We start from the raw sequence: 19,730 nt of genomic DNA, 5'->3' as shown, positions 1-19,730 counted from the left end.
CGTCTGGTCCCTCGGCCGGCACCTGACGCGCACGAAGAAATCGCCTCGGGCCGTAAACGTGATGTAACACGTTTGCGGTCCAGCGCGTATCGTTCCGTCCGAGGTTCTGTCCCTCGGGTGTCGGCAGCGCCGACACCCGCGTCTTACCCCACCTTGTCCCCACAACCCCCGACCGATGGGAATCTGGTCCAAGAAGTCGATCACGGCGCTCCGCGCCGAGGCCGCGAGTTCCGAGGGCGGCCTGAAGCGAACGCTCGGCGCGCTCAACCTGACGATGCTGGGCATCGGCGCCATCATCGGCGCCGGCATCTTCGTCCTCACCGGTACCGCGGCGGCCAACTTCGCCGGACCGGGCGTCTCGCTTTCCTTCGTGCTGGCCGGTCTCGCGTGTCTGTTCGCGGGGCTCTGCTACGCCGAGTTCGCGTCGATGATTCCGATCGCCGGCTCGGCGTACACCTACAGCTACGCCACGATGGGTGAAGGCGTGGCGTGGTTCATCGGGTGGAATCTGGTGCTCGAGTATCTCTTCGCCGCGGCGACCGTGGCGGTGGGCTGGTCGGGGTACTTCAGCGCGATGCTCGACACGGTGGGAATTCACGTTCCAGCCGCGTTCGCCTCGGCGCCGCTGACGGTCGAGAACGGGCATCAGGTGGTCCGTGCGTTTACCTGTGTGAACACCAGCACCGGCGGGGTACTCGCCGATGCCGCGACCAAGGTCGCCTTCGCCACCCGTGACGCGTGCACGGCGGCGGGCGGCAACGCGGTGGATGGCCTGATCAATCTTCCCGCGATCCTGCTCATTCTGGCGTTGACGATGCTGCTGGTGCGTGGTGTGCAGGAATCGGCCACGTTCAACAACGTCATCGTCGCGATCAAGATGACGATCGTGCTCTTGGTGATCGGTTTCGGCTTCATGTACGTGAACACGGACAACTGGCATCCGTTCATTCCTGAGATGGTCACCAACGCCGATGGCAGCACGAAGTACGGCATGTCTGGCGTGCTGCGCGCGGCGCCGGTGGTGTTCTTCTCGTACATCGGCTTCGATGCCGTGTCCACGGCCGCGCAAGAGGCCAAGAATCCGCAGCGCGATCTGCCGATCGGTATGATTGCGTCCCTGTTGATCTGCACGGTGCTCTACATCCTGATGTCGTTGGTCATGACCGGACTCGCGCCCTTCCAGGCGCTCGGCGTCGCCCACCCGGTGTCGGCGGCCCTCGAGGCGGTCCCGCAGCTCAAGTGGCTCGAGAATCTGGTGAACATCGGCGCCGTGGCCGGCTTGTCGTCGGTCGTGCTCGTGATGCTCATGGGCCAGCCGCGCATCTTCTACACGATGTCGCGTGACGGTCTGCTGCCGAAGATCTTCGCCAAGGTGCACCCGAAGTATCAGACGCCGGCGGCGTCCACGTGGATCGTCGGTCTTATCGCCATCGTGATTGCCGGCTTCTTCCCGCTCGGCCTGCTCGGTGAGCTCGTGTCGGGTGGTACGTTGGCGGCCTTCGCCACCGTGTGCATCGGCGTGCTCGTACTCCGCAAGCGGTCGCCGGAACTCGATCGTCCGTTCCGTACGCCTTGGGTGCCACTCGTTCCCATCATGGGCGCCGGTGCCACGCTGTACATGATGTTCCAGTTGCCCGGCCTCACCTGGACGCTGCTCGGCGTTTGGACCGCGATCGGCATGACCGTCTACTTCGTGTACGGCATGGGTAACTCCAAGATCGGTAAGCAGGACAAGGCCAGCGGCGCCAAATGAGTGATGGCGTGCTGACGGCGTCGACGATACGCCGTGACGCCATCGGGACGTGGTTTGCGACGCTGCGCCCGGGTATGACGGTGGCGCTGTCGACGCACATCAATTCCGATGGCGACGGGTGCGGTTCGGAGACGGCGTTGGCACGCCTGCTGGCGCAGCGGGGGATTCACGCGCGCATCGTGAATCCCACGCCGTGGCCGGCCATGTTCAATTTCCTCCTCGGTGACGACATCGAGGAGGCCAGCGCACGCGGGGCCGCCGGTCTCGACGGGATCGACGCGCTGATCGTGCTCGACATCAACGACATTCGCCGACTCGGTCAGCTGGCCGACACGGTGCGTGCGCTGACCGTACCGATTTCGGTGGTCGATCACCACGTGGCCGGCGATGAGCCGGTGGGTCACATCGCCGTGGCCGATACCGCGGCCTGTGCCACCGCCGAGTTGGTGTTCGACATCGCGATCACATTGGGCCTCGACGTCACGCCGGCGATCGCGCAGTCGCTGTACGCGGCGATTCTCACCGACACCGGCAGCTTCCGGTTCAGCAACACGTCGCCGCGCGCGCATGCGATTGCCGCCGCGCTCCTGGCGGCCGGCGTGAACCCGGAAGAGATGTACCGGCGCATCTATGCGCAGGTGAGCGTGGGTCGCTTGCAGTTGCTGCGCGAGGCGCTCGCCACCTTGCATGCCGACCATGAGATCGGTCTGTCGTACATCTCGGTGGCCGCCGGCGCGATGGAGCGCTTCGACATCACGAGCGAGGAGCTGGACGGTATCGTGGAGCACCCGCGCTCGATCACGGGTACGCGGATGGCGATGTTTTTCCGCGATCTCGGGCACGGCAAGGTGAAGGTGTCATTCCGGAGCACCGGCTCGGTGGACGTGCAGCAGTTCGCGCGTCGGTACGGTGGCGGTGGCCACGCGAAGGCGTCAGGGGCGTTGCTGACGGGGAATCTCGCGGAGGTGCAGGAGCAGGTGGTGGCGGATGCGCGCGCATATCTGACGGGCGGAGACACGGCGGCGGAGTAGAGGGAGAATTGATTGAGAAGGTCGTGTCCTATTTTCGCGGCTTTTGCTTGGCGATTTCGCGTGGGGAAAGAGGGGTGGTCGAGAGTTGGACAATGGAAGACGTCTCGTCCCCTATGAATGTCGCAATCAGTCGTCCATCGGGTGTGATAGCGAGCGCCGACGGCGTGAAGGGTAGGTGTCGAGAGTACAGATATTTGCCGTCTTTGGCCCGATAGTAGTCGATCAGCTCGTAGGGCAGACGATTCGTTGCCCCAGCCTCGACAATGATCGTGTCACCGCGCTGCATCGCGCCGCGCGCGATGGCGTTGACCTCGGTCGTTTGAATGAGCTGGTCCGCCTTGAGTGTTCTGCTGCGATCGACGGCTCGCTTCCTCAACGTGATCACCGCGTCGCGCCCTGCCTCGACATAGGCGAAGCGCTTCGTCGCGCCGTTTTCCGCGATGCTATACCAGAATGCGCCGAAGCTAGGGACGATACTCATCACGCCGTCAGCACATCCGTCGGCGACGTACGCAGCGTTCGCGAAGGTGGGCGCCTTCTGTAACTCCGGTGCTGCCGGCAGTGAGCTCCGCGACAGGATTCGCCCCGAACTGTCGATCGTGGCCAAGGCCCCGACGGCGCCGAGATACTTAACTCGCAATCGCCCTCGTGGAAGCATACAGATGGCCTCCACGCTCGGACCGTCAGGAACGGATGTGGTCCACAGGTAGCGTCCGGAGTCCGAGTACACAGTGATACGACTCGTGGCCTGGTCAAGCACGCCGATAAGCTGTGTCGTGGTGGCGATGTGTATGGGACGCTTAAACTCGCCGGGACCTTCACCCGTTGCCTTTAACACGAGGCGCTTCGATCCATCTCTTAGATCGAGTACGTGGATCTCGCGCGTACCGGCGTCGAGCACGACGACGGCGCTCTGCGTTACGGCGATCTCGCGCGGCTCGACGAGCAGGTCCGGTTCCTTGACGCCGCCACGAATCCACTCGCGGATGAAGAACGAGTCTGTGCGGAACTGCCGCACGCCTGGTTTTCCTTGCGCACCCAGCGCATCGACGGCGTTGAGCAGTGTCACGGTGAGGCTCAGCACGGTGCGTGCGCGCAGTACAACGAGCGTGGTCAGTCGTTCGGTTCGCATTTACAGCTCCTCGATCCAGGTGAGCCCCTCGACGATACGGCGGAGACCCGCCACTTCGCGTGATGATCGCGGGCTCTGTGTGGTGAATCGCACGCGCCCCTCCTGATCTAGCACGATCAGTGCGGGTGTCGTGCGGTGACCGAGCTCGGCGAGTTCACGCACGACGCCGCGCGGGGCAGGCCGCAGTGGAACGAGCGTGGTCCACGCCGGGAGCTGCGATCGGATAGCGAGCGAGTCCGATGCCGGTCCAACGTACCAGATGACCGCGAGCCGCATTCGCTCGCGCGACGGACCGCGATGCAGCACATGCAGCATGCGGAGATTGCCGGAACAGTCTGCAAGTTGAAGCAGGACCGCAGCGTGCACAGCGGTCGATTGGTTGGAGCGTGTATGAGATGCGGGGAGAAACGGTCGCATCTCGCTGCTCAGCCGACGCGAGGGTACCGCTCGCACGGCGTCAAAGCCGACGCCGGCGAGCGATAGTGTCAACCCCGCGAGCACCCAATGCCAGAGGCTCGGGGTTCGCGACATTAGGACTCGCAGAGCTCGATGGTCTCCTCTTCGTCGCCCGAACCACGCATGCCGGTCAATCCGGTGCCTGTGCTGCCGCCGCAGCTGTTGATGGTCGTGGACTCTGTTCCCGTCGACGTGCTCCGCACGTCTTTGTACAACGTCTTATAGCCGGCACTCGTGCAGTTGGTGGTCGACCAGGTAAGTCCGCCGCTCTGCAGCAGCACATTGAGATTGAAGCTGAACGTGGTTTCGCACTTCGTAATTGATTCAGTGCCGCAAGCGGTGATCACGCCGACACCACACGCCGTCGGCGTCACCGTCGTCTGCGCCATCGCGCGCGACACATCGACCGTGGCCACCGTGAACAGCAACGCGAACACGCCGAAGGCGGCGCGGGGAATGGTCATCATCATGTCAAACCTCGGGATCTATCCGTGAAGTGGCGCGCCGCGGAGTGCGTCGCACCGGTCGCCGCGGCCCGGATCCGCGCGACGGAGCCACCATAGCACCTCGGCGTCAGCGCGCTGTCACCCGATTGTTGCCGGCATGGCCATTCCACCGCCGGCTGGTCGTCGGGAACGTCAGATCCCCGCTTGGAGCCCCTCGCCGCGATGCCTACTTTTCGGGATGTAGTTATCCCGACAACCCGACTCTCCGATGCAGCCTCTCATGGAGCGGATCACCGGCGCCCTCGCCGCGGTCCGCAACCCCCGTACCGGCGCCGATGTCATGGCCGCCGACATGGTGCGGGATATCGCCACCACCGTCGACGGTAAGGTGCGCCTCACGCTCCTGCTCGCCGCCGCCGACGACGCCACTCTCGTGCGCGACGTCCGCCAGGCCATCGAGGCGCTCACAGGCGTGTCCGATGTCCGCGTTGATGTGCGCGACCCCGCGCAAGCCGAACCCACGCCGGCGCGCCGCGCGCCGACCTCCGCACCGCCAGCCATGAACCAGCCGCAAGCACCAGCCACGGGCGGCATGGGACGCGCCCTCCCCGTCATGGATTCCGCCCCCAAGGCGCCGCCCAAGGTCCCCGAGCCGGTGGCCTATCCGCAGCTCGGTCGCATCATTGCCGTGTCGTCGGGCAAGGGCGGCGTGGGCAAAAGCACCGTGGCCGTGAATCTCGCCGTGGCGCTCGCCAAGATGGGGAAGCGCGTTGGCATCATGGACGCCGACATCTACGGCCCCAACCTGCCGCTCATGCTCGGCGTGGATGCGGCGCCGTCGGTGGTGGATGAGAAGATCATCCCGCTCGAAGCGTACGGCATCAAGGTGATGTCGATCGGCTTCCTGATCGAGAAAGAACAGCCGGCCATCTGGCGCGGACCGATCGTGATGAAGATCCTCACGCAGTTCCTGAAGGACGTGGCGTGGGGGCAGCTCGACTACTTCCTGGTCGATATGCCACCGGGCACCGGTGACGCGCAGCTCTCGCTCGTGCAGGCGACGCAGGTGCATGGCGCCGTGATCGTGACCACGCCGCAGCAGGTGTCGGTGGGCGACGCGCTGCGCGGCGTTAAGATGTTCGAGCGCACCGCCGTACCAGTACTCGGCATCGTGGAGAACATGTCGTACTTCGAGAACCCCGAAACGGGCAAGCCGATCGCCGTGTTCGGCACCGGCGGCGGCGCGCGGTTGGCTGCGGAAACCAACCTGCCGTTGATCGGACAGGTGCCGCTCGATCCGCGCATTCAGGAAGGCGGGGACACCGGCCGTCCGATAATCGACGCCGAGCCGACGTCGCGTGCGGCGAAGGAACTCGAAGCGATCGCGCAGCGCGTGGTGGAGCGCCTTGTCAGTATCTACGGCAGCTGAAGTCGATGCGCCACGCGGCGCACTCGTCGGGGAGCCGTTAGCCCTCACGATTCGTCGTGTGGCGCTGCCGGCGGTCGTCGCGAATCTGCTCATGACCACGTTTCACAACGTGGACACGTACTGGATCGGACGTACGCTCGGCCCCGATGCGCTCGCTGCCGCGACGAGTTCGATCTTCTGGATCTGGCTCGTGATTTCCATCGGTGAGATGGTCAGCATCGGCCTCGATGCGATCGCCGCGCGTCGTCATGGCGAGCGTCGTCCGTCGGAGGCAGCGCGTACGATCAGTGAAGGGTTCCTGCTTGCGCTGCTGCTGGGCGGCGCGATCGCGCTGGCCGCGCCATTCGTGTTGCACTGGCTCTTCGCGGTGATGAATACTGGCGCCAGTGTCAGTGCCATCGGTCGCGAGTACCTCGGCACCTATCTGCTCGGCATGCCGCTCATCTTCGGCTTCTTCGCCATCGACGCCGCGTTCCGTGCGAAAGGCGACACGCGTACGCCGCTGTATATCCTGGCGGTGACGACGGTGCTGGGGCTCGTGCTCGACCCGATCCTCATTCGTGGATTGGGGCCCGTGCCCGCTTTCGGCGTTCGCGGCGCCGCACTCGCCACGCTCGTACCGCGTGGACTCGGCTGCATTGCCGGCGTGATCATCTTGCAGCGTCGTAGCATGCTGCGTTGGGCGAAGCCGCGCTGGGATGTGATCGCGAGTATTGCGCGTGTTGGCGCACCGGCCGCGCTCACGGGCGTGGCGTTCAGCGCGATCTACGTGCTGCTCACACGCATCACCACGCAGTTCGGTACACCGGCCTTGGCGGCACTTGGCCTCGGCTTTCGCATCGAGAGCGTGGTGTACGTCGTGTCGGTCGGCATGGGCGCAGCAGTGGCGGCAATCGTTGGGCAAAGCATGGGCGCGGACGATCCTGATCGGGCCGAACGCGCGGGGTGGACTGCCACCGGCATCGTAAGCATCGTCGGCGCGGTTATGGCAGGCGCGTCGTTCTTCTTTGCTGAGAACTTTGCGGCCATCTTCTCCACCGATCCGGCGGTGATTGCCGAGGCAGCGCGTTACCTGCGCATTGCCGCGTTCTCGCAGCTGTTTCTGGGCGCCGAGGTGGTGCTGGAAAGTGCGATGGGTGGGGCAGGGTGGACGTTGTGGCCGATGATTGGCTCCAGCACGATCACGCTATCGCGATTGCCGATCGGCGCGTGGGCGGCCGCGCAGTGGGGCACCAGCGGACTGTGGTGGACGCTGGCGCTCACCGCTGCGGCGCGCGGCCTCTTGATGGCGGCGCTGTGGGGCAGTGGACGGTGGCGGCGCGTGCGGGTCTGACGCACGTTACGACATGATCGCTCCCGCCATCACGCTGCTCACCGACTTCGGCACCGCCGACGGGTACGTCGCCGAAATGAAGGGCGTCTTCACCACGCTGGCGCCCGGCATTCCGTTGCTCGATCTCACGCATGATGTGCCGGCGCAGGATGTGGCGTTCGCCCGTCTCACGGTCGCGCGCTACTGGCGTCGCTTTCCGGTGGGCACCGTGCATCTCGTGGTGGTCGATCCCGGTGTCGGCACGTCGCGCGAGGCGATCGCCGTGTGCAGCGAAGGGCGCTATCTCGTGGGGCCCGATAACGGCGTGTTGTCGCCGGCGCTGTTCGCGCTCGATGCACGCGTGGTGTCGCTCGCGATCGATGCGCAGGCGTCGCCCACTTTCCACGCGCGTGATGTGTTCGCGCCCGCTGCTGCGCAGTTGGCCCGCGGCATGTCGCTCGACATGATCGGCGAGCCGTTCACGCAGCCCGTGCGACTGCGCACGCCGCAGCCACGCCGCGCCCATGACGGCGCCTTACACGGCGAGATCCTCACCATCGATCGCTTCGGCAACGCGATCACCAACCTGGCCGCCCGCGACGGCGCGGCCGTGCAGGTGGGCGGCCACCAGGTGCGCGTGGTGCGCACGTATGGTGAGGCAGCGCCCGGCGAACTGGTAGCGCTGGTGGGATCGAGCGGCTTCGTGGAGATCGCCGTGCGCGACGGGCACGCGGCCGCACGGCTGCGGCTGTCGCGCGGTCAGGCCGTGGAGCTGGCGCCGGTGATGCGTTGACATCATCTAAGTGATGCGTTAGCATCATATATGCGCACCACTATCGATCTCGACGAAGCGCTCCTGCAGCGCCTGCGTGACACGGCCCACCGCGAAGGCGTGCCGTTCAAGGCGCTGCTGCATCGCGTGATTCTGCGGGGGCTCGAGATGCCGCCGCAAGCACAAGTGCCGTATTGCACGCCGTCCTATTCGATGGGGCAGGTGCGGGAAGGCATCGATCTGGTCAAAGCCCGATGGATCGCGGACGACCTCGAGGACGAAGAGATCATTCGCAAGATGGCCGAAGGCCGATAACGCGTGATCGTTCCCGACGTCAACCTGCTGGTGTACGCCGTTCATGCTGAAAGCGAACAGCATGCGACGGCTCGAGCGTGGCTCGACAAGCTGCTCACGGGTGACGAGCCGGTCGGATTCTCTTGGACCGTGCTCACCGGATTCATTCGCGTGAGTACGAATCCGCGCGTGGTCTCGTCACCCGCGAGACTCGATCGCGCCACGGAATTGGTGGACCTGTGGCTTCAGCAGCGCATCGTGAGCGTGGTTGAGCCCGGACCCGGGCATTGGTCCATTCTGCGCGCCTTGCTGCGCGAAGCCGGCCGCGGCGGCAATCTCACCACCGACGCGCATCTCGCCGCCCTCTGCATCGAACGTGGTGCCACGCTGCACAGCGCCGATGGTGACTTCGCGCGCTTTCGCGGGCTGCGCTACGAAAACCCGCTGCGCTGAAATTGCACGGCCGCCGAGCTACAACTCGGCGCCGTTCCCCGTGCCGCTGTCCGTGTTCACTGGTCGTCGAGCGGCCACGACGCCCTGCACAGGCGTCGGCGTCTGCCAGCCCGGCGCAGCCACTTCGGTGGTCGTGGTGGTCGAGGCCGCGCCCCAACGCGAGGTGAAGCCCGACATGCCGAAGCGCGACGCTCCGAACCGCATCGAGAGCTGCGCCACGCCCATGCGGGATTTTACTACGGCGCCTAGTCCCACCGTGGCCACGGCCCAGGTGAACGCCACGGCAATGAGCCGCGCGATGGCGCCGGCTATTGGCACCTTGGCTGCGATGGCCGCGCCGAACCATATCAGACTGAGCGTGGCTAACCCCACGGCCAAGCCACGCAAGGCCGCACCGCGCTCGCTGCTGTTGGCACCACGTCCGGCCAGAGCACGACCGATCACCAACGCGACGGCGAGAATGCCAAGCGTGAACGCACCAGCGTAGGCGAGCGCCCACGCCAGCGCAGCGATGGGGATAACCAGAATGCCGAGAATCGTGATGGCGCATGCGACAAGCAGCACCACCAGCAGGGGCACCGCCAGCAACTGCCAGAGCAGGCCGACCCAGAAGCTGCCGGAAATATCGCGGGCAGCGGTCTTGGCGACGGCGGTGAGTGCTTCTTCGGCGGTCATGAGCACCACGAGGCCGATGATCAGGCCAATGCCGAACACACCGGCGACCGCGAGCAGGTTGGTGGTCGCCGTCAACATGTCACGACCTCAACGGGCGCGACGCGAGGCGGTGGCGAGGGCACGAAGCCCGACGACCCCCATCCCCACGATCGCCACAAAGCCGCCCACCGCGATGGCCGCCATTTCCGGCGACCCGCTCTGCATGGCGGCGATTCCAGGCTGACCGAGCACGGTGGACGCCACGTCGTTGGAGGCGGCCACGATCTGGTCGCGCACGCCTTCGGCGCCGAGCTGCGTGAGGATGAACGCCATGTCGGCGCGCGCCACGACCCACGTGGCACCGGCGGTCGCCAGACCAGCGGTGATCGCGGCGCCGAATCCCGCGGCAATACGCGCTGGCCGGGTAGCCGGGACGAACTGCTCCACAGTGCGACTGGCCGCGGCATGCCACGGCTCGAACACCTGCACCTGCGACATGACCCGATCCGAGAAGTTCACGGAGGGGGCAAAGTCGGGAAGGGCATCGAGCGCGACCATGAGCTCCTGGGCGCTCTCCAGTTCCTGACGGCACGAAATACACGATTTGACGTGCGCTCTCAAAGGAGCGACGCCAAACCCTTCCTCCCCGTCCAGCAGGAGCTCGATTTCGTCTGATCTCAGGTGTCTGTCGTGCATTGATGCCTCCACGGGAAACTACGCGCCTGCCCGTCGTCAGGTTTCACAGGGTTTGAGTGATCTTGACGAAGATCGCTTCATGAATCGGTCCAGCGTGTTGTCTCAGTCCCGCAGCCCCTCGAGCGCCTTCCGCAGCTCGTGTCGGGCCCGGTGGATGTAGGTCTTCACCGTACCCAAGGGCAGGTCGAGCGTGGCGGCGATCTCTTCGTAGGAGCGGCCTTCCACATGACGCAGCATGATGCACGCCCGATACTCGGGGCGCAGCTTGGCGATGGCCTGCTCAATGGCCGAACCCAGCTCCTTCGCCTCCAGCTCGTCGAGGGCGCTCTCCTGTTCGCTCTCGAGATTGAGGGTCGTGGCCTCGACCTCGCTGGCCGAGGAGGCGTGCGGGGAGCCGTCCATGCTGATCGTGTCCAGCCGGCGCCGGCGGAGATGATCGATGGCCACATTGTTCGCGATCTTGAACAGCCAGCTCGAGAATTTGAACTCGGGACTGTACTTGTCGATGTGGTTCAGGACTTTGACGAAGGCATCCTGCGCGAGGTCCTCAGCCGTCTCCCGGTCTCTGACCATGCGGAAGACGAGCGAAAACACCGGCCGTTCGTAGCGGCGCACCAGCTCGCGGAACGCAAGCTCACGGCCTTGCTGCGCCAGGCGAACGACATCGGCATCGGGGAGAGTTCCCAGCTCGTCGAGAGTCTGCATCGGATCGCATAACCTAGCATGGGCGTGCGCTTGCTCGCACTCCCCCGCCTGTCGATGTTTCGCCAATGCCAGTCGTCCCGCCTCCGAACGAGGCCACCGAACGCGCTGAATCCACCGGCCGGGCCGAACAGGCCGCCCGTGGGGAAGGGAAGCGCGAGTACGTGCAGCAGATGTTTTCCGACATCGCGCCGCGCTATGACCTGCTCAATCACGTGCTGTCGATGAACATCGACAAAGCGTGGCGGCGCAAAGCCCTGCGCGCCCTGCAGTGGACCCAGCGACCGGCGGGGAGCTACCTCGACCTGTGCGCCGGTACCCTCGACGTGGGCGCCGCGCTGGTCAGGCAGCCGGGATTCTCCGGATTCGTAGCCGGTGCCGATTTCGCCGTGCCGATGCTGCGACATGGCAACGGCAAGGCCTCGCGTGAGGTACTCGCCCCAGTCGGCGCCGACGCGCTGGCACTGCCGTTCGCCACGACGTCCCTCGACGGGGCGATCGTGGCCTTCGGCATTCGGAACGTGGCCGACCTCGACGCCGGCCTGCGCGAAGTGCATCGCGTGCTCAAACCTGGCACCCGCTTCGTGATTCTCGAGTTCTCCACGCCGCCGCTGGCGATCGTGCGCACGTTTTATCACCTGTACTTCCATCACGTGCTGCCGCTGGTGGGGCGTCTCGTGAGCGGCCACGGCAGCGCGTACACGTATCTGCCCATGTCCGTCTCGCATTTCCCCACCGAAGAAGCGCTCGCCGGCCACATGCGCCGCGCGGGTTTCACCACGGTCACGTGGGAACGCCTCACCTTCGGCATCGCCGCGATTCACGTGGGGACCGCGTGAGCAACGCACTTAGGAACGCCATGACGTACCGCCCGGTTGGTCTCTGATGTCTCTCGATACGCTTTCCGATTTCATTACCGCCATCGATCGGGCCGGCGAACTGCACCGCGTCACCGAGCCGGTGAAAGTGCATCTCGAGATCACCGAGATTGCCGACCGTGTCTCCAAGATGCCCGGCGGCGGCAAGGCGCTGCTGTTCGAGCATCCGATTCTCCGCGACGGTACGCGTTCGCAGTATCCGGTGGCCATCAACTTGTTCGGCTCCATGCGCCGAATGGCCCTGGCGCTCGGCGTAAACGACCTCGACGCCATCGGCGATCGCATCACGGCGCTGATGGATCTCAAGGTGCCTGACGGCTTCCTCGGCAAGCTCTCATTGTTGCCTCGCCTACTCGAGGTGTCGAAGTTCCCGCCGCGCACCAAGAGCGGCACGCCGTCGTGTCAGGAGATCGTATGGCAGGGCGACGAGATCGATCTCGACAGGATCCCCGTCCTGCATTGCTGGCCCGAAGACGGCGGGCCGTTCATCACCATGACGGCGGTGATCAGCAAGGATCCGGTTCGTGGCATTCGCAACGTCGGTATGTACCGCGTGCAGCAGCTCGATAAAAAGTCGGTGGCAATGCACTGGCAGCGTCACAAGACGGGCGCTGAGCATATGCGACAGATGGCCGAGCGTGGCGAGAAGATGCCAGTGTGCATCGTCGTCGGTGCCGACCCGGCCAGCATGTTCTCGGCGAGCGCGCCGCTGCCGCCCAACATCGACGAGTTTCTCTTCGCCGGATTTCTGCGGCGCGATCCCGTGAAGCTCACGAAGGCCGTGTCGTGTGATCTCGAAGTGCCGGCCGACGCCGAGTTCGTGATCGAGGGCTATATCGATCCCGCAGAAGCACTGGTGGTTGAAGGGCCGTTCGGCGATCACACCGGCTTCTACTCCGAAGCCGATTTGTATCCCCAAGTGCACGTCACGGCGGTCACCATGCGCAAGCACGCGGTGTACTCCACGACGATCGTGGGACGTCCTCCAATGGAAGATTTCTATCTCGGCCACGCCACCGAGCGCATCTTCCTGCCGCTGCTCAAGCTCACCACGCCGGAGATTGTGGATTACCACATGCCTGCCGAGGGTGGCTTTCACAACCTCGTGTTCGTGAGCATCGACAAAAAGTATCCCGGGCACGCGGACAAGGTGATGCACGCCTTGTGGGGACAGGGACTGATGTCGCTGGCGAAAGTGCTGGTGGTGGTGGACAAGGAAGTAAACGTGCGCAACCCGGTGGAGGCGTGGTGGGTAGCGCTGAACAACATGGACCCGCAGCGCGACGTGCGCTTCACCATGGGGCCGGTGGATGTGCTCGATCACGCCAGCCGTGCGTTCACGTACGGCAGCAAGATGGGGATCGACGCCACGCGGAAGTGGCCGGAAGAAGGCTTCACCCGCGCGTGGCCCAAGGTGATCACCATGGACGCCGAGACCCAGCGGGCAGTCGATGCGAAGTGGTCGAAGCTCGGGCTGCCGCCGATGGCAAAGCCGTGAGCAGCGTCGTGCCGCCGAAGGGTGCCCGCGACGGTCAACTCATGACCGGCGAGTCGCTGCTGGTGCGCCTGGCCAACTTCGTGAAGCTGCCGCACACGGTCTTCGCGATGCCGTTTGCGTTGGTCGGAGTGTTGTGCGCAAGCGTGGTGGCACCGGTCACGGTGGCGATGGTGGGTTGGGTATTGCTGGCCTTCACGGCGGCGCGCTTTGCCGGAATGGGGTTCAACCGCATCGTCGATCGCGATGTCGATGCGATCAATCCGCGCACGGCCAAGCGCGAGTTGCCGGCCGGCACGCTGTCGTTGGCGCAGGCCAAAGGGGCAGTGGCTGTCGCCAGTGCGGTGTTCGTGATTGCGGCGTGGCAGTTGAATCCGTTGTGCCTCGCGCTGTCACCCGTCGCGTTGCTGTGGGTGCTCGGCTACAGCTATACCAAGCGTTTCACGCGGTACTCGCACCTGTGGCTTGGCCTTGGATTGTCGATGGCGCCGGTTGGCGGCTATTTGGCGGTGACCGGTGCGTGGAGCGACCCGTGGTGGTTCTTGTGCGTGCTCGCGTTGGCCATCGTGTGCTGGAGTGGCGGCTTCGACATGCTGTATGCGCTGCAGGACGCCGAGTTCGATCGCACCAACGGGTTGCACAGCATGCCTTCGGCCATCGGTGTGCCGAACGCCATTCTCTTTTCGCGTACACTGCACGTGATCGCGGTGAGCTGTCTGGCGGTCGTGGTCTCCACGCATCCGCTGGGCATCGGCGTGCCGGCGGTGCAGATGGTGTTGTGGGGCGGCGTGGCCTTTGTGGCGGCAATGCTGGTGTGGGAACATCGCATGGTGAAGGCCGATGATCTCACCAAGCTCGACGCGGCCTTCTTCACGATGAACGGTATCATCTCGCTGGGCTTTCTCACGGCGTTTGCGGCGGCTCGTTTCCTCGCTTCCGGATCCGGCGCATGATGCAGGGAGCTGCTCGACATCCGGTGGTGTTGGCGATTACGGGCGCCTCGGGGGCACCGTACGCGGTGCGACTGTTGCAAGAGTTGGTCACGTTGCAGGTGCCCACCTGGTTGATCGTGTCGAGCCATGGATTTCGCCTGCTCGCCACGGAAAGCGATATCCCCGACCTGCACAGCTTGCGGGCGCACGTCGGGGCGGACGCCTTCGACGCCTGCGTCACGGTATTCGATGACAACGACCGCGGGGCCGCGCCGGCATCGGGTTCGGCGCGTTCGAGTGGCATGGTGGTGTGTCCGTGCAGCATGGGCACGGTGAGTGCGATCGCTCACGGCACGTCGCGCTCACTGGTTGAGCGGGCGGCCGACGTGGCGCTGAAAGAGCGGCGTAGGCTGATTTTGGTTCCACGGGAAACGCCGCTGTCGCTCATTCACCTCGAGAATCTCACGCAGGTCACGCGGGCCGGGGCCACCGTAATTCCGGCGGCGCCAGGCTTTTATCACAAGCCGGCCCGCATCGACGATCTGGTGGATTTCATCGTGGCGCGGGTGCTCGATCATCTCGACGTGGAGCACACGCTGGGTAAGCGCTGGGGCGGAGAGATCGAGCACGAATGACCTTCGATCCGGCGCTGCATGAACAGGCGGTTGAGCGCCAACGCAAACGAGCGCGGCTGAATCGCAGCGTGATCGGTACGCTGGTCACGGCGCTGATGGTCATTGCCGCCGAGATGCTGCTGAAGCTCTACGGTGTTCCCGTGCCTCTGCGGTTCATTCTGGCCATGGTCGGAGGGTGCTTTGCCGCTCTCGTGATTCTGGCCGGCGTGAAGGGAACCGCGGTTCTCTCCGAGGGCGTGGTGCGCGGGCTCTTGGAGCCGGGTGGTCGAGGGCGCAGCACGGCCGTGTTCTCCCACGCAGAGTCACTGGCGTCACGAGGCGATTTTGAGGCGGCGTCGAGGGCCTTCGAGGCCCTCCGGGCCAAACACGGGGAGATGGCCGCGCTGCTGCGAGCGGAGGCCGAGATGCACATGCGGGCCGGCGGCGAACCCGCGCGTGCGCGCGACCTGTTGCATCGTCTCCGCCAAGTGACCGATGTCAGCCGATCCGACGAGCTCTTTGCCACACATCGACTCCTGGACCTGTATCTTGGGGTGTTGGCCGATCCCGGACGCGCCATCGTGGAACTCCGGCGCATGGCCGATCGCTTTCCCGACACGCCCGATGGGCAGGGCGCGCTCGCCGAACTCCGGCGCCGACGCGACCACCTCGCACAGGACCAGACGAACCCATGAAGGAAGCCACGATCATCGGCCTGATTTCCGATACGCACGGACTGGTGCGCCCCGAGGTGTTCGCGGCGCTTGACGGCGTATCTCGCATTTTTCACGCGGGTGACGTGGGGCCGCCGGAAGTGCTGATCGAGCTCGCTACCATCGCGCCGATTCAGGCGGTGTGGGGCAACACCGACGCCCCTGGGCGACCGGATCTGGTGGAACGCATCGAGGAAACGATCGATGGCGTGCGCATCGTGGTCACACACGGACACGAAATCGGCAGTGTGAACCCGCCGCGACTGGTGAGTGCGTACATGAACGCCGATGTGATCGTGTACGGACATACGCACGTGCAGCTGGTCACCAAGGCCGCGAAGCGCATTGTCGTGAATCCTGGCGCGGCGGGTCCCCGGCGTTTCAAGCTGCAGCCCAGCGTGGCGAAGCTCTACATCCTGAACGGGAAGGCGGACGTGGAATTGATTCCGCTGGGGATTCCGGAAGAGGTCGTGGTTGAAGATGACGGCATGGAGTAGGTGGACGGACTCACCTGAGTGAGTCGGAGTCGCGGCGATCTCGCACCAACGTCTCCAATGCTCCCACCACGGTGTCGGCCGTGAGCGCCGCGTCGTTCGGCCTGGTGCGGAACCACGACTCGATCATCAGTAGCTCATCGAGTTGGTCGACCACGGCGCCGGTGGGGGCCTGCACGCCGCGTTGCTCGAGCGCCTGGAGCGCCGTCACGGATTCCGGCTCGCGGCAGCGCGCCTCGGCCACCACGCGACCGTGTCGCACGAGATACAATCGGTCGTCACCATCGCGACCCGGCATCGCGTACACGAAGCTCGGCTTCGTGATCGCCTCGCGCACGCGCGCCAACTGCGCATCGAGCTCCTGCAGCGCCGTAAGCCGGTCGCGCAGCCAGCCGGCACGCTCGTAGCTCAGCGCGGCGCTGGCGGCCGACATCTCGCGTACGAGCTGCTGATGCGGCGAATCGTCGCGACCTTCCAGCACGGCCCGCGCGCGAGAGAGTTGTGCGCGGTAGGCGTACTCCGTGGTCGCCCCAACGCACGGCCCGAGACAGCGTCGCGTTTCGTAGCGATGGCAGCCGGGCGTGCGCGTGAGCGACGGGTGCACCACCTCGTCGAACAGGTCGACCGCGTCATGCAGTACCATCGGCACGCGGTCGGTGCAGTCACGCAGGCCCAGCGCGTCGTTGAGCACCCGCAGCGCTTCCACCAGCGGACGACGTGACGCGAACGGACCGATAACCTGTGCGGCCTGCTTGGCGCGGGCGGCCGCACTCGCGCGCTGAAGGCGTAGCCGCGGTGCCGGGCCGCCGGCGACGGTGATTACCCACCATTTATCGAGCGGGCGCGCGGCCTTGATGTTGTACTTTGGGAGGTGCGCACGAATGAGTCGCACTTCGCGCAGCAGCGCCGCGAACTCACTCGGCATCGGCTCCCACTCGATGCGCGACGTCTCGCGCAGCAGCTGCGCGAGACGGTGTTCGGGCCAAGGTAGTCGGAAGTACGACAACAGTCGCGTGCGGACCTGCGTACTCTTGCCCACATAGAGCACTTCGCCGTGTACGCCGCGCATGAGATAGACGCCCGGCTCGTTGCGCATCTGCTCGCGCACCTGGGCTCGCAGTCGCTGCACGTCGGCGTCGGGTGAGCCGACCGACAGGTCGAGTTGAGTGGCCAACTTGGGGCGCGACTTGCCGCGCCGTGTACCGCCGAGCCTACCGTTGGCAGTGCGAGCAGAAGACGGTGCTGCGCCCGTCGATCGCGTGCGTGCCGACCAGACGGCGGCCGCAGGCGAGACAGGGCTCGCCGGCGCGACCGTAGGCTGCCAACTGCTCGACGAAAGATCCCCGTTCACCGCGCGCGTCCCGGTAGTCGCGGAAGCTCGTACCGCGGGCCGCGATGGAGGCGGTCAACACGGCACAGAGCTGCGACCGCAGCGCAGCGCGTTCCTGCTCGGAGAGAGTGCGCGCTTCGCGCGACGGATCGATCCCGGCCAGCCACAGAGCCTCGTTCGCGTAGATGTTGCCGACGCCGGCGAGTCGCTTCTGGTCCATCAGGAACACTTTGATGGCTTGGCGCGACTCCCGAACAAGTCCCGAAAACTCGGCGTCGCCAAGCTCCGGGTCAAGAGGTTCGGCACCTAATGCGCTCGAATACTTCGTGAAACGTTCGGGTGACATCAGCGCCACCGTGCCCAACCGCCGTACATCGCGGTAGTGCAGGGCGCGGCCATCGTGCAGGCGCAGCGTGACGGCCACGTACGCCCGGTCGGCCTCCGACAGCGAGCCATCATCGACCACCATGCCGCCGGTGAAGCGCGGCTGCACCACGACTCGCCACGGCGGCTCGGCGACGTCCGCGGCCGTCGAGCGAGGCCGCATGTCCAGCACGATCAGTTTCGCCCGGCGCCACACGTGGGCAATAGTGAGTCCCGACAGCGTCTCGGCAAAGCCCGCCGCATCGGCCTCGCGAAGCACGTCGGCTTTGAGCACGTCGACCCCGACGATGGTGGCGCCACACACCATCGCGTCGAGATCGCGCGCAATGGTCTCCGTTTCGGGAAGCTCAGGCAAGTCGCGCCGCTTCCCGCCAGCCGATGTCGCCGCGATAGATCGCACCTTCGAACTCGATGCGCGACGCCGCGTCGCGGCTCGCGTCCTGGGCATCGGCGAAGGTGTCGGCCATCGCCGTCACGGCGAACACGCGCCCACCACTGGTGCGCAGCGATCCATCGGCCGCGAGCGACGTGCCGGCGTGATACACGCGCAAGTCGTCGCTGAACGACGGCAGCGTGATGTGCTGACCGGTGATCGGTGCATCCGGATAGCCCTGCGACGCGACGACCGTGGTGACCGAGGCGCCGTCACGCCACGTAAACGGCGACAGGCTACCGATGCGGCCACCATGGGCCACGGTCAACATCGGATCGAGCAGGCTGCTGGTCAGCATCGGCAAGATCGCCTGCGTTTCCGGATCGCCGAACCGACAATTGAACTCCACGACCTTGGGGCCTTCTTCCGTGAGCATCAATCCCGCGTAGAGCAGCCCGGTGAACGGCGTGCCGCGCTTGCGCAGGGCGTGCAATGTGGGCAGGAAGATCCGCTCGGTGACATCGTCCACGAGCCCGGGCGTGGAGAACGACACGGGCGTGTACGCCCCCATGCCACCCGTGTTCGGGCCTTCGTCGCCGTCGAGCAAGCGCTTGTGATCTTGCGCGCCAATCATCGGCATCACGTTGACGCCGTCGGTCACCGCGAACAGCGACAACTCTTCACCGGTCATGAACGCTTCCACCAAACACTCGCTACCGGCCTCGCCGAACGCTTTGTCTTCGAGCACGCGCTCGATGGCGGCGTCGGCCTCCTTCAGCGTGTGACAGATGATCACGCCTTTTCCGGCGGCGAGTCCGCTGGCCTTGATGACCACTGGCACGCCGAAGCGGGCACGCACCGCCTCTTTCGCATCCACCGACTTCTTGTGCGTCTCGGCGCGCGCCGTCGGAATGCCAGCGTCCATCATCAACGCCTTGGTGTCGGCCTTCGACGTCTCCACCTTGGCCGCTCCCATCGTGGGCCCGAACACGGGCACGCCGATATGCTGCAGATGATCCACCAGCCCGATCGCCAACGGCGCCTCGGGTCCGACGACCACCAACTTCACCTGCTCGCGCTCGGCCAGTTCCGCCACCTCGATCGGGTCGGAGGCATTCACCGAGACCACACGAGCCAACTGAGCGAGCCCAGGATTCCCCGGACCGGCCACGAGATCGATGGTGGTATTCTCGCGCGCGAGTGCGTCAGCGAGTGCGTGTTCACGGCCGCCCGAGCCGAGGAGCAGGATCTTCATGGCGGGAAATCTAGTCCAATTCCGAGAGTGAAGCGCGAACCGCTCACACCCTTGGAAACGATCACGCAGAGAGGCAGAGGGCGCAGAGGCCGCCCAGAAAAATATGCGGTTATCTGCGGCCGCGGCGCCCAC

At 65.4% G+C, this 19,730-nt stretch carries 22 protein-coding genes; 13 read left to right on the top strand and 9 right to left on the bottom strand.

What is annotated here, in order from left to right:
* Positions 1-175 precede the first annotated feature (175 nt).
* Positions 176-1,753, top strand: coding sequence for an amino acid permease (locus tag RMP10_RS08260; RefSeq protein WP_310569866.1), 1,578 nt, complete (start codon positions 176-178; stop codon positions 1,751-1,753).
* On the top strand, positions 1,750-2,784 hold the full coding sequence (locus tag RMP10_RS08255; protein ID WP_310569865.1) for a bifunctional oligoribonuclease/PAP phosphatase NrnA: 1,035 nt from the start codon (positions 1,750-1,752) through the stop codon (positions 2,782-2,784). The genes RMP10_RS08260 and RMP10_RS08255 overlap by 4 nt, the downstream gene beginning before the upstream one ends.
* Positions 2,785-2,812: 28 nt before the next feature.
* Here the strand turns inward: RMP10_RS08255 and RMP10_RS08250 are convergent, their stop codons facing one another.
* From RMP10_RS08250 to RMP10_RS08240, 3 genes are all read right to left on the bottom strand, one after another.
* Positions 2,813-3,853 (bottom strand): 6-bladed beta-propeller, encoded by a 1,041-nt coding sequence (locus RMP10_RS08250; RefSeq protein ID WP_310569864.1) that lies wholly within the window; start codon positions 3,851-3,853, stop codon positions 2,813-2,815.
* Between the two features lie 63 nt (positions 3,854-3,916).
* Positions 3,917-4,231, bottom strand: coding sequence for a hypothetical protein (locus RMP10_RS08245; protein WP_309672195.1), 315 nt, complete (start codon positions 4,229-4,231; stop codon positions 3,917-3,919).
* A 215-nt stretch (positions 4,232-4,446) separates the two neighbouring features.
* The gene (locus RMP10_RS08240) at positions 4,447-4,842 is read right to left on the bottom strand and encodes a hypothetical protein (RefSeq protein ID WP_310569863.1); all 396 of its coding nucleotides are present in this window, start codon (positions 4,840-4,842) and stop codon (positions 4,447-4,449) included.
* Between the two features lie 244 nt (positions 4,843-5,086).
* Between RMP10_RS08240 and RMP10_RS08235 the strand changes: the two genes are divergently transcribed.
* The 5 genes from RMP10_RS08235 to RMP10_RS08215 are packed head-to-tail and all read left to right on the top strand — an operon-like array spanning position 5,087 to position 9,078.
* A complete protein-coding gene (locus RMP10_RS08235; RefSeq protein WP_310569862.1) occupies positions 5,087-6,247 on the top strand; it encodes a P-loop NTPase in 1,161 nt (386 codons plus the stop codon).
* Positions 6,225-7,580 (top strand): MATE family efflux transporter, encoded by a 1,356-nt coding sequence (locus RMP10_RS08230; protein WP_310569861.1) that lies wholly within the window; start codon positions 6,225-6,227, stop codon positions 7,578-7,580. Before RMP10_RS08235 ends, RMP10_RS08230 begins: the two co-directional genes overlap by 23 nt.
* Positions 7,581-7,593: 13 nt before the next feature.
* On the top strand, positions 7,594-8,352 hold the full coding sequence (locus RMP10_RS08225; protein WP_310569860.1) for an SAM-dependent chlorinase/fluorinase: 759 nt from the start codon (positions 7,594-7,596) through the stop codon (positions 8,350-8,352).
* A gap of 30 nt (positions 8,353-8,382) precedes the next feature.
* Positions 8,383-8,646, top strand: coding sequence for a hypothetical protein (locus tag RMP10_RS08220; protein ID WP_310569859.1), 264 nt, complete (start codon positions 8,383-8,385; stop codon positions 8,644-8,646).
* A 3-nt stretch (positions 8,647-8,649) separates the two neighbouring features.
* Positions 8,650-9,078 (top strand): type II toxin-antitoxin system VapC family toxin, encoded by a 429-nt coding sequence (locus RMP10_RS08215; RefSeq protein WP_310569858.1) that lies wholly within the window; start codon positions 8,650-8,652, stop codon positions 9,076-9,078.
* An 18-nt stretch (positions 9,079-9,096) separates the two neighbouring features.
* Here the strand turns inward: RMP10_RS08215 and RMP10_RS08210 are convergent, their stop codons facing one another.
* From RMP10_RS08210 to RMP10_RS08200, 3 genes are all read right to left on the bottom strand, one after another.
* Complete coding sequence (locus RMP10_RS08210) at positions 9,097-9,831, bottom strand: hypothetical protein (protein ID WP_310569857.1); 735 nt, start codon at positions 9,829-9,831, stop codon at positions 9,097-9,099.
* 9 nt (positions 9,832-9,840) lie between these two features.
* Positions 9,841-10,290, bottom strand: a complete 450-nt coding sequence (locus RMP10_RS08205; protein ID WP_310569856.1) for a hypothetical protein — start codon at positions 10,288-10,290, stop codon at positions 9,841-9,843.
* Between the two features lie 240 nt (positions 10,291-10,530).
* On the bottom strand, positions 10,531-11,133 hold the full coding sequence (locus RMP10_RS08200; protein WP_310569855.1) for a sigma-70 family RNA polymerase sigma factor: 603 nt from the start codon (positions 11,131-11,133) through the stop codon (positions 10,531-10,533).
* 65 nt (positions 11,134-11,198) lie between these two features.
* On the opposite strand from RMP10_RS08200, the gene RMP10_RS08195 reads away from it, so the two are divergent.
* Genes RMP10_RS08195 through RMP10_RS08170 form a run of 6 tightly spaced genes read left to right on the top strand, consistent with a single transcriptional unit; the run spans position 11,199 to position 16,259 of the window.
* A complete protein-coding gene (locus tag RMP10_RS08195) occupies positions 11,199-11,969 on the top strand; it encodes a ubiquinone/menaquinone biosynthesis methyltransferase (RefSeq protein WP_310569854.1) in 771 nt (256 codons plus the stop codon).
* Positions 11,970-12,015: 46 nt separating this feature from the next.
* A complete protein-coding gene (locus RMP10_RS08190; RefSeq protein WP_310569853.1) occupies positions 12,016-13,506 on the top strand; it encodes a menaquinone biosynthesis decarboxylase in 1,491 nt (496 codons plus the stop codon).
* The gene (locus RMP10_RS08185) at positions 13,503-14,456 is read left to right on the top strand and encodes a UbiA-like polyprenyltransferase (RefSeq protein WP_310569852.1); all 954 of its coding nucleotides are present in this window, start codon (positions 13,503-13,505) and stop codon (positions 14,454-14,456) included. Before RMP10_RS08190 ends, RMP10_RS08185 begins: the two co-directional genes overlap by 4 nt.
* Positions 14,453-15,070: a flavin prenyltransferase UbiX gene (locus RMP10_RS08180; RefSeq protein WP_310569851.1), complete on the top strand. Its 618-nt coding sequence runs from the start codon at positions 14,453-14,455 to the stop codon at positions 15,068-15,070. Before RMP10_RS08185 ends, RMP10_RS08180 begins: the two co-directional genes overlap by 4 nt.
* Positions 15,067-15,744 carry a hypothetical protein gene (locus RMP10_RS08175; protein ID WP_310569850.1) on the top strand — a complete coding sequence of 226 codons (678 nt, stop codon included), beginning with the start codon at positions 15,067-15,069 and terminating at the stop codon, positions 15,742-15,744. The genes RMP10_RS08180 and RMP10_RS08175 overlap by 4 nt, the downstream gene beginning before the upstream one ends.
* Positions 15,741-16,259, top strand: coding sequence for a metallophosphoesterase family protein (locus RMP10_RS08170; protein ID WP_309672214.1), 519 nt, complete (start codon positions 15,741-15,743; stop codon positions 16,257-16,259). The genes RMP10_RS08175 and RMP10_RS08170 overlap by 4 nt, the downstream gene beginning before the upstream one ends.
* A 10-nt stretch (positions 16,260-16,269) precedes the next feature.
* Here RMP10_RS08170 and RMP10_RS08165 read toward each other — a convergent pair whose 3' ends face one another.
* Genes RMP10_RS08165 through purD form a run of 3 tightly spaced genes read right to left on the bottom strand, consistent with a single transcriptional unit; the run spans position 16,270 to position 19,598 of the window.
* The gene (locus RMP10_RS08165; protein WP_310569849.1) at positions 16,270-17,430 is read right to left on the bottom strand and encodes a GIY-YIG nuclease family protein; all 1,161 of its coding nucleotides are present in this window, start codon (positions 17,428-17,430) and stop codon (positions 16,270-16,272) included.
* Positions 17,431-17,467: 37 nt separating this feature from the next.
* Positions 17,468-18,325, bottom strand: a complete 858-nt coding sequence (mutM, locus tag RMP10_RS08160; RefSeq protein WP_310569848.1) for a bifunctional DNA-formamidopyrimidine glycosylase/DNA-(apurinic or apyrimidinic site) lyase — start codon at positions 18,323-18,325, stop codon at positions 17,468-17,470.
* A complete protein-coding gene (purD, locus tag RMP10_RS08155) occupies positions 18,318-19,598 on the bottom strand; it encodes a phosphoribosylamine--glycine ligase (protein ID WP_310569847.1) in 1,281 nt (426 codons plus the stop codon). Before purD ends, mutM begins: the two co-directional genes overlap by 8 nt.
* Positions 19,599-19,730: the final 132 nt, after the last annotated feature.

The organism is Gemmatimonas sp. (assembly GCF_031426495.1).
Lineage (GTDB): Bacteria > Gemmatimonadota > Gemmatimonadetes > Gemmatimonadales > Gemmatimonadaceae > Gemmatimonas.
The sequence above is the reverse complement of the archived record's forward strand: the minus strand, read 5'-3'. Positions and strand labels throughout refer to the sequence as shown.

Coding starts and splice junctions, on each gene's coding strand:
- RMP10_RS08260 (WP_310569866.1), top strand. CDS start 176: ATGGGAATCTGGTCCAAGAAGTCGATCACGGCGCTCCGCGCCGAGGCC.
- RMP10_RS08240 (WP_310569863.1), bottom strand. CDS start 4,842: ATGATGATGACCATTCCCCGCGCCGCCTTCGGCGTGTTCGCGTTGCTG.
- RMP10_RS08190 (WP_310569853.1), top strand. CDS start 12,016: ATGTCTCTCGATACGCTTTCCGATTTCATTACCGCCATCGATCGGGCC.
- RMP10_RS08235 (WP_310569862.1), top strand. CDS start 5,087: ATGCAGCCTCTCATGGAGCGGATCACCGGCGCCCTCGCCGCGGTCCGC.
- RMP10_RS08195 (WP_310569854.1), top strand. CDS start 11,199: ATGCCAGTCGTCCCGCCTCCGAACGAGGCCACCGAACGCGCTGAATCC.
- RMP10_RS08245 (WP_309672195.1), bottom strand. CDS start 4,231: ATGCTGCATGTGCTGCATCGCGGTCCGTCGCGCGAGCGAATGCGGCTC.
- RMP10_RS08220 (WP_310569859.1), top strand. CDS start 8,383: ATGCGCACCACTATCGATCTCGACGAAGCGCTCCTGCAGCGCCTGCGT.
- RMP10_RS08175 (WP_310569850.1), top strand. CDS start 15,067: ATGACCTTCGATCCGGCGCTGCATGAACAGGCGGTTGAGCGCCAACGC.
- purD (WP_310569847.1), bottom strand. CDS start 19,598: ATGAAGATCCTGCTCCTCGGCTCGGGCGGCCGTGAACACGCACTCGCT.
- RMP10_RS08170 (WP_309672214.1), top strand. CDS start 15,741: ATGAAGGAAGCCACGATCATCGGCCTGATTTCCGATACGCACGGACTG.
- RMP10_RS08200 (WP_310569855.1), bottom strand. CDS start 11,133: ATGCAGACTCTCGACGAGCTGGGAACTCTCCCCGATGCCGATGTCGTT.
- RMP10_RS08225 (WP_310569860.1), top strand. CDS start 7,594: ATGATCGCTCCCGCCATCACGCTGCTCACCGACTTCGGCACCGCCGAC.
- RMP10_RS08255 (WP_310569865.1), top strand. CDS start 1,750: ATGAGTGATGGCGTGCTGACGGCGTCGACGATACGCCGTGACGCCATC.
- RMP10_RS08180 (WP_310569851.1), top strand. CDS start 14,453: ATGATGCAGGGAGCTGCTCGACATCCGGTGGTGTTGGCGATTACGGGC.
- RMP10_RS08205 (WP_310569856.1), bottom strand. CDS start 10,290: ATGGTCGCGCTCGATGCCCTTCCCGACTTTGCCCCCTCCGTGAACTTC.
- RMP10_RS08210 (WP_310569857.1), bottom strand. CDS start 9,831: ATGTTGACGGCGACCACCAACCTGCTCGCGGTCGCCGGTGTGTTCGGC.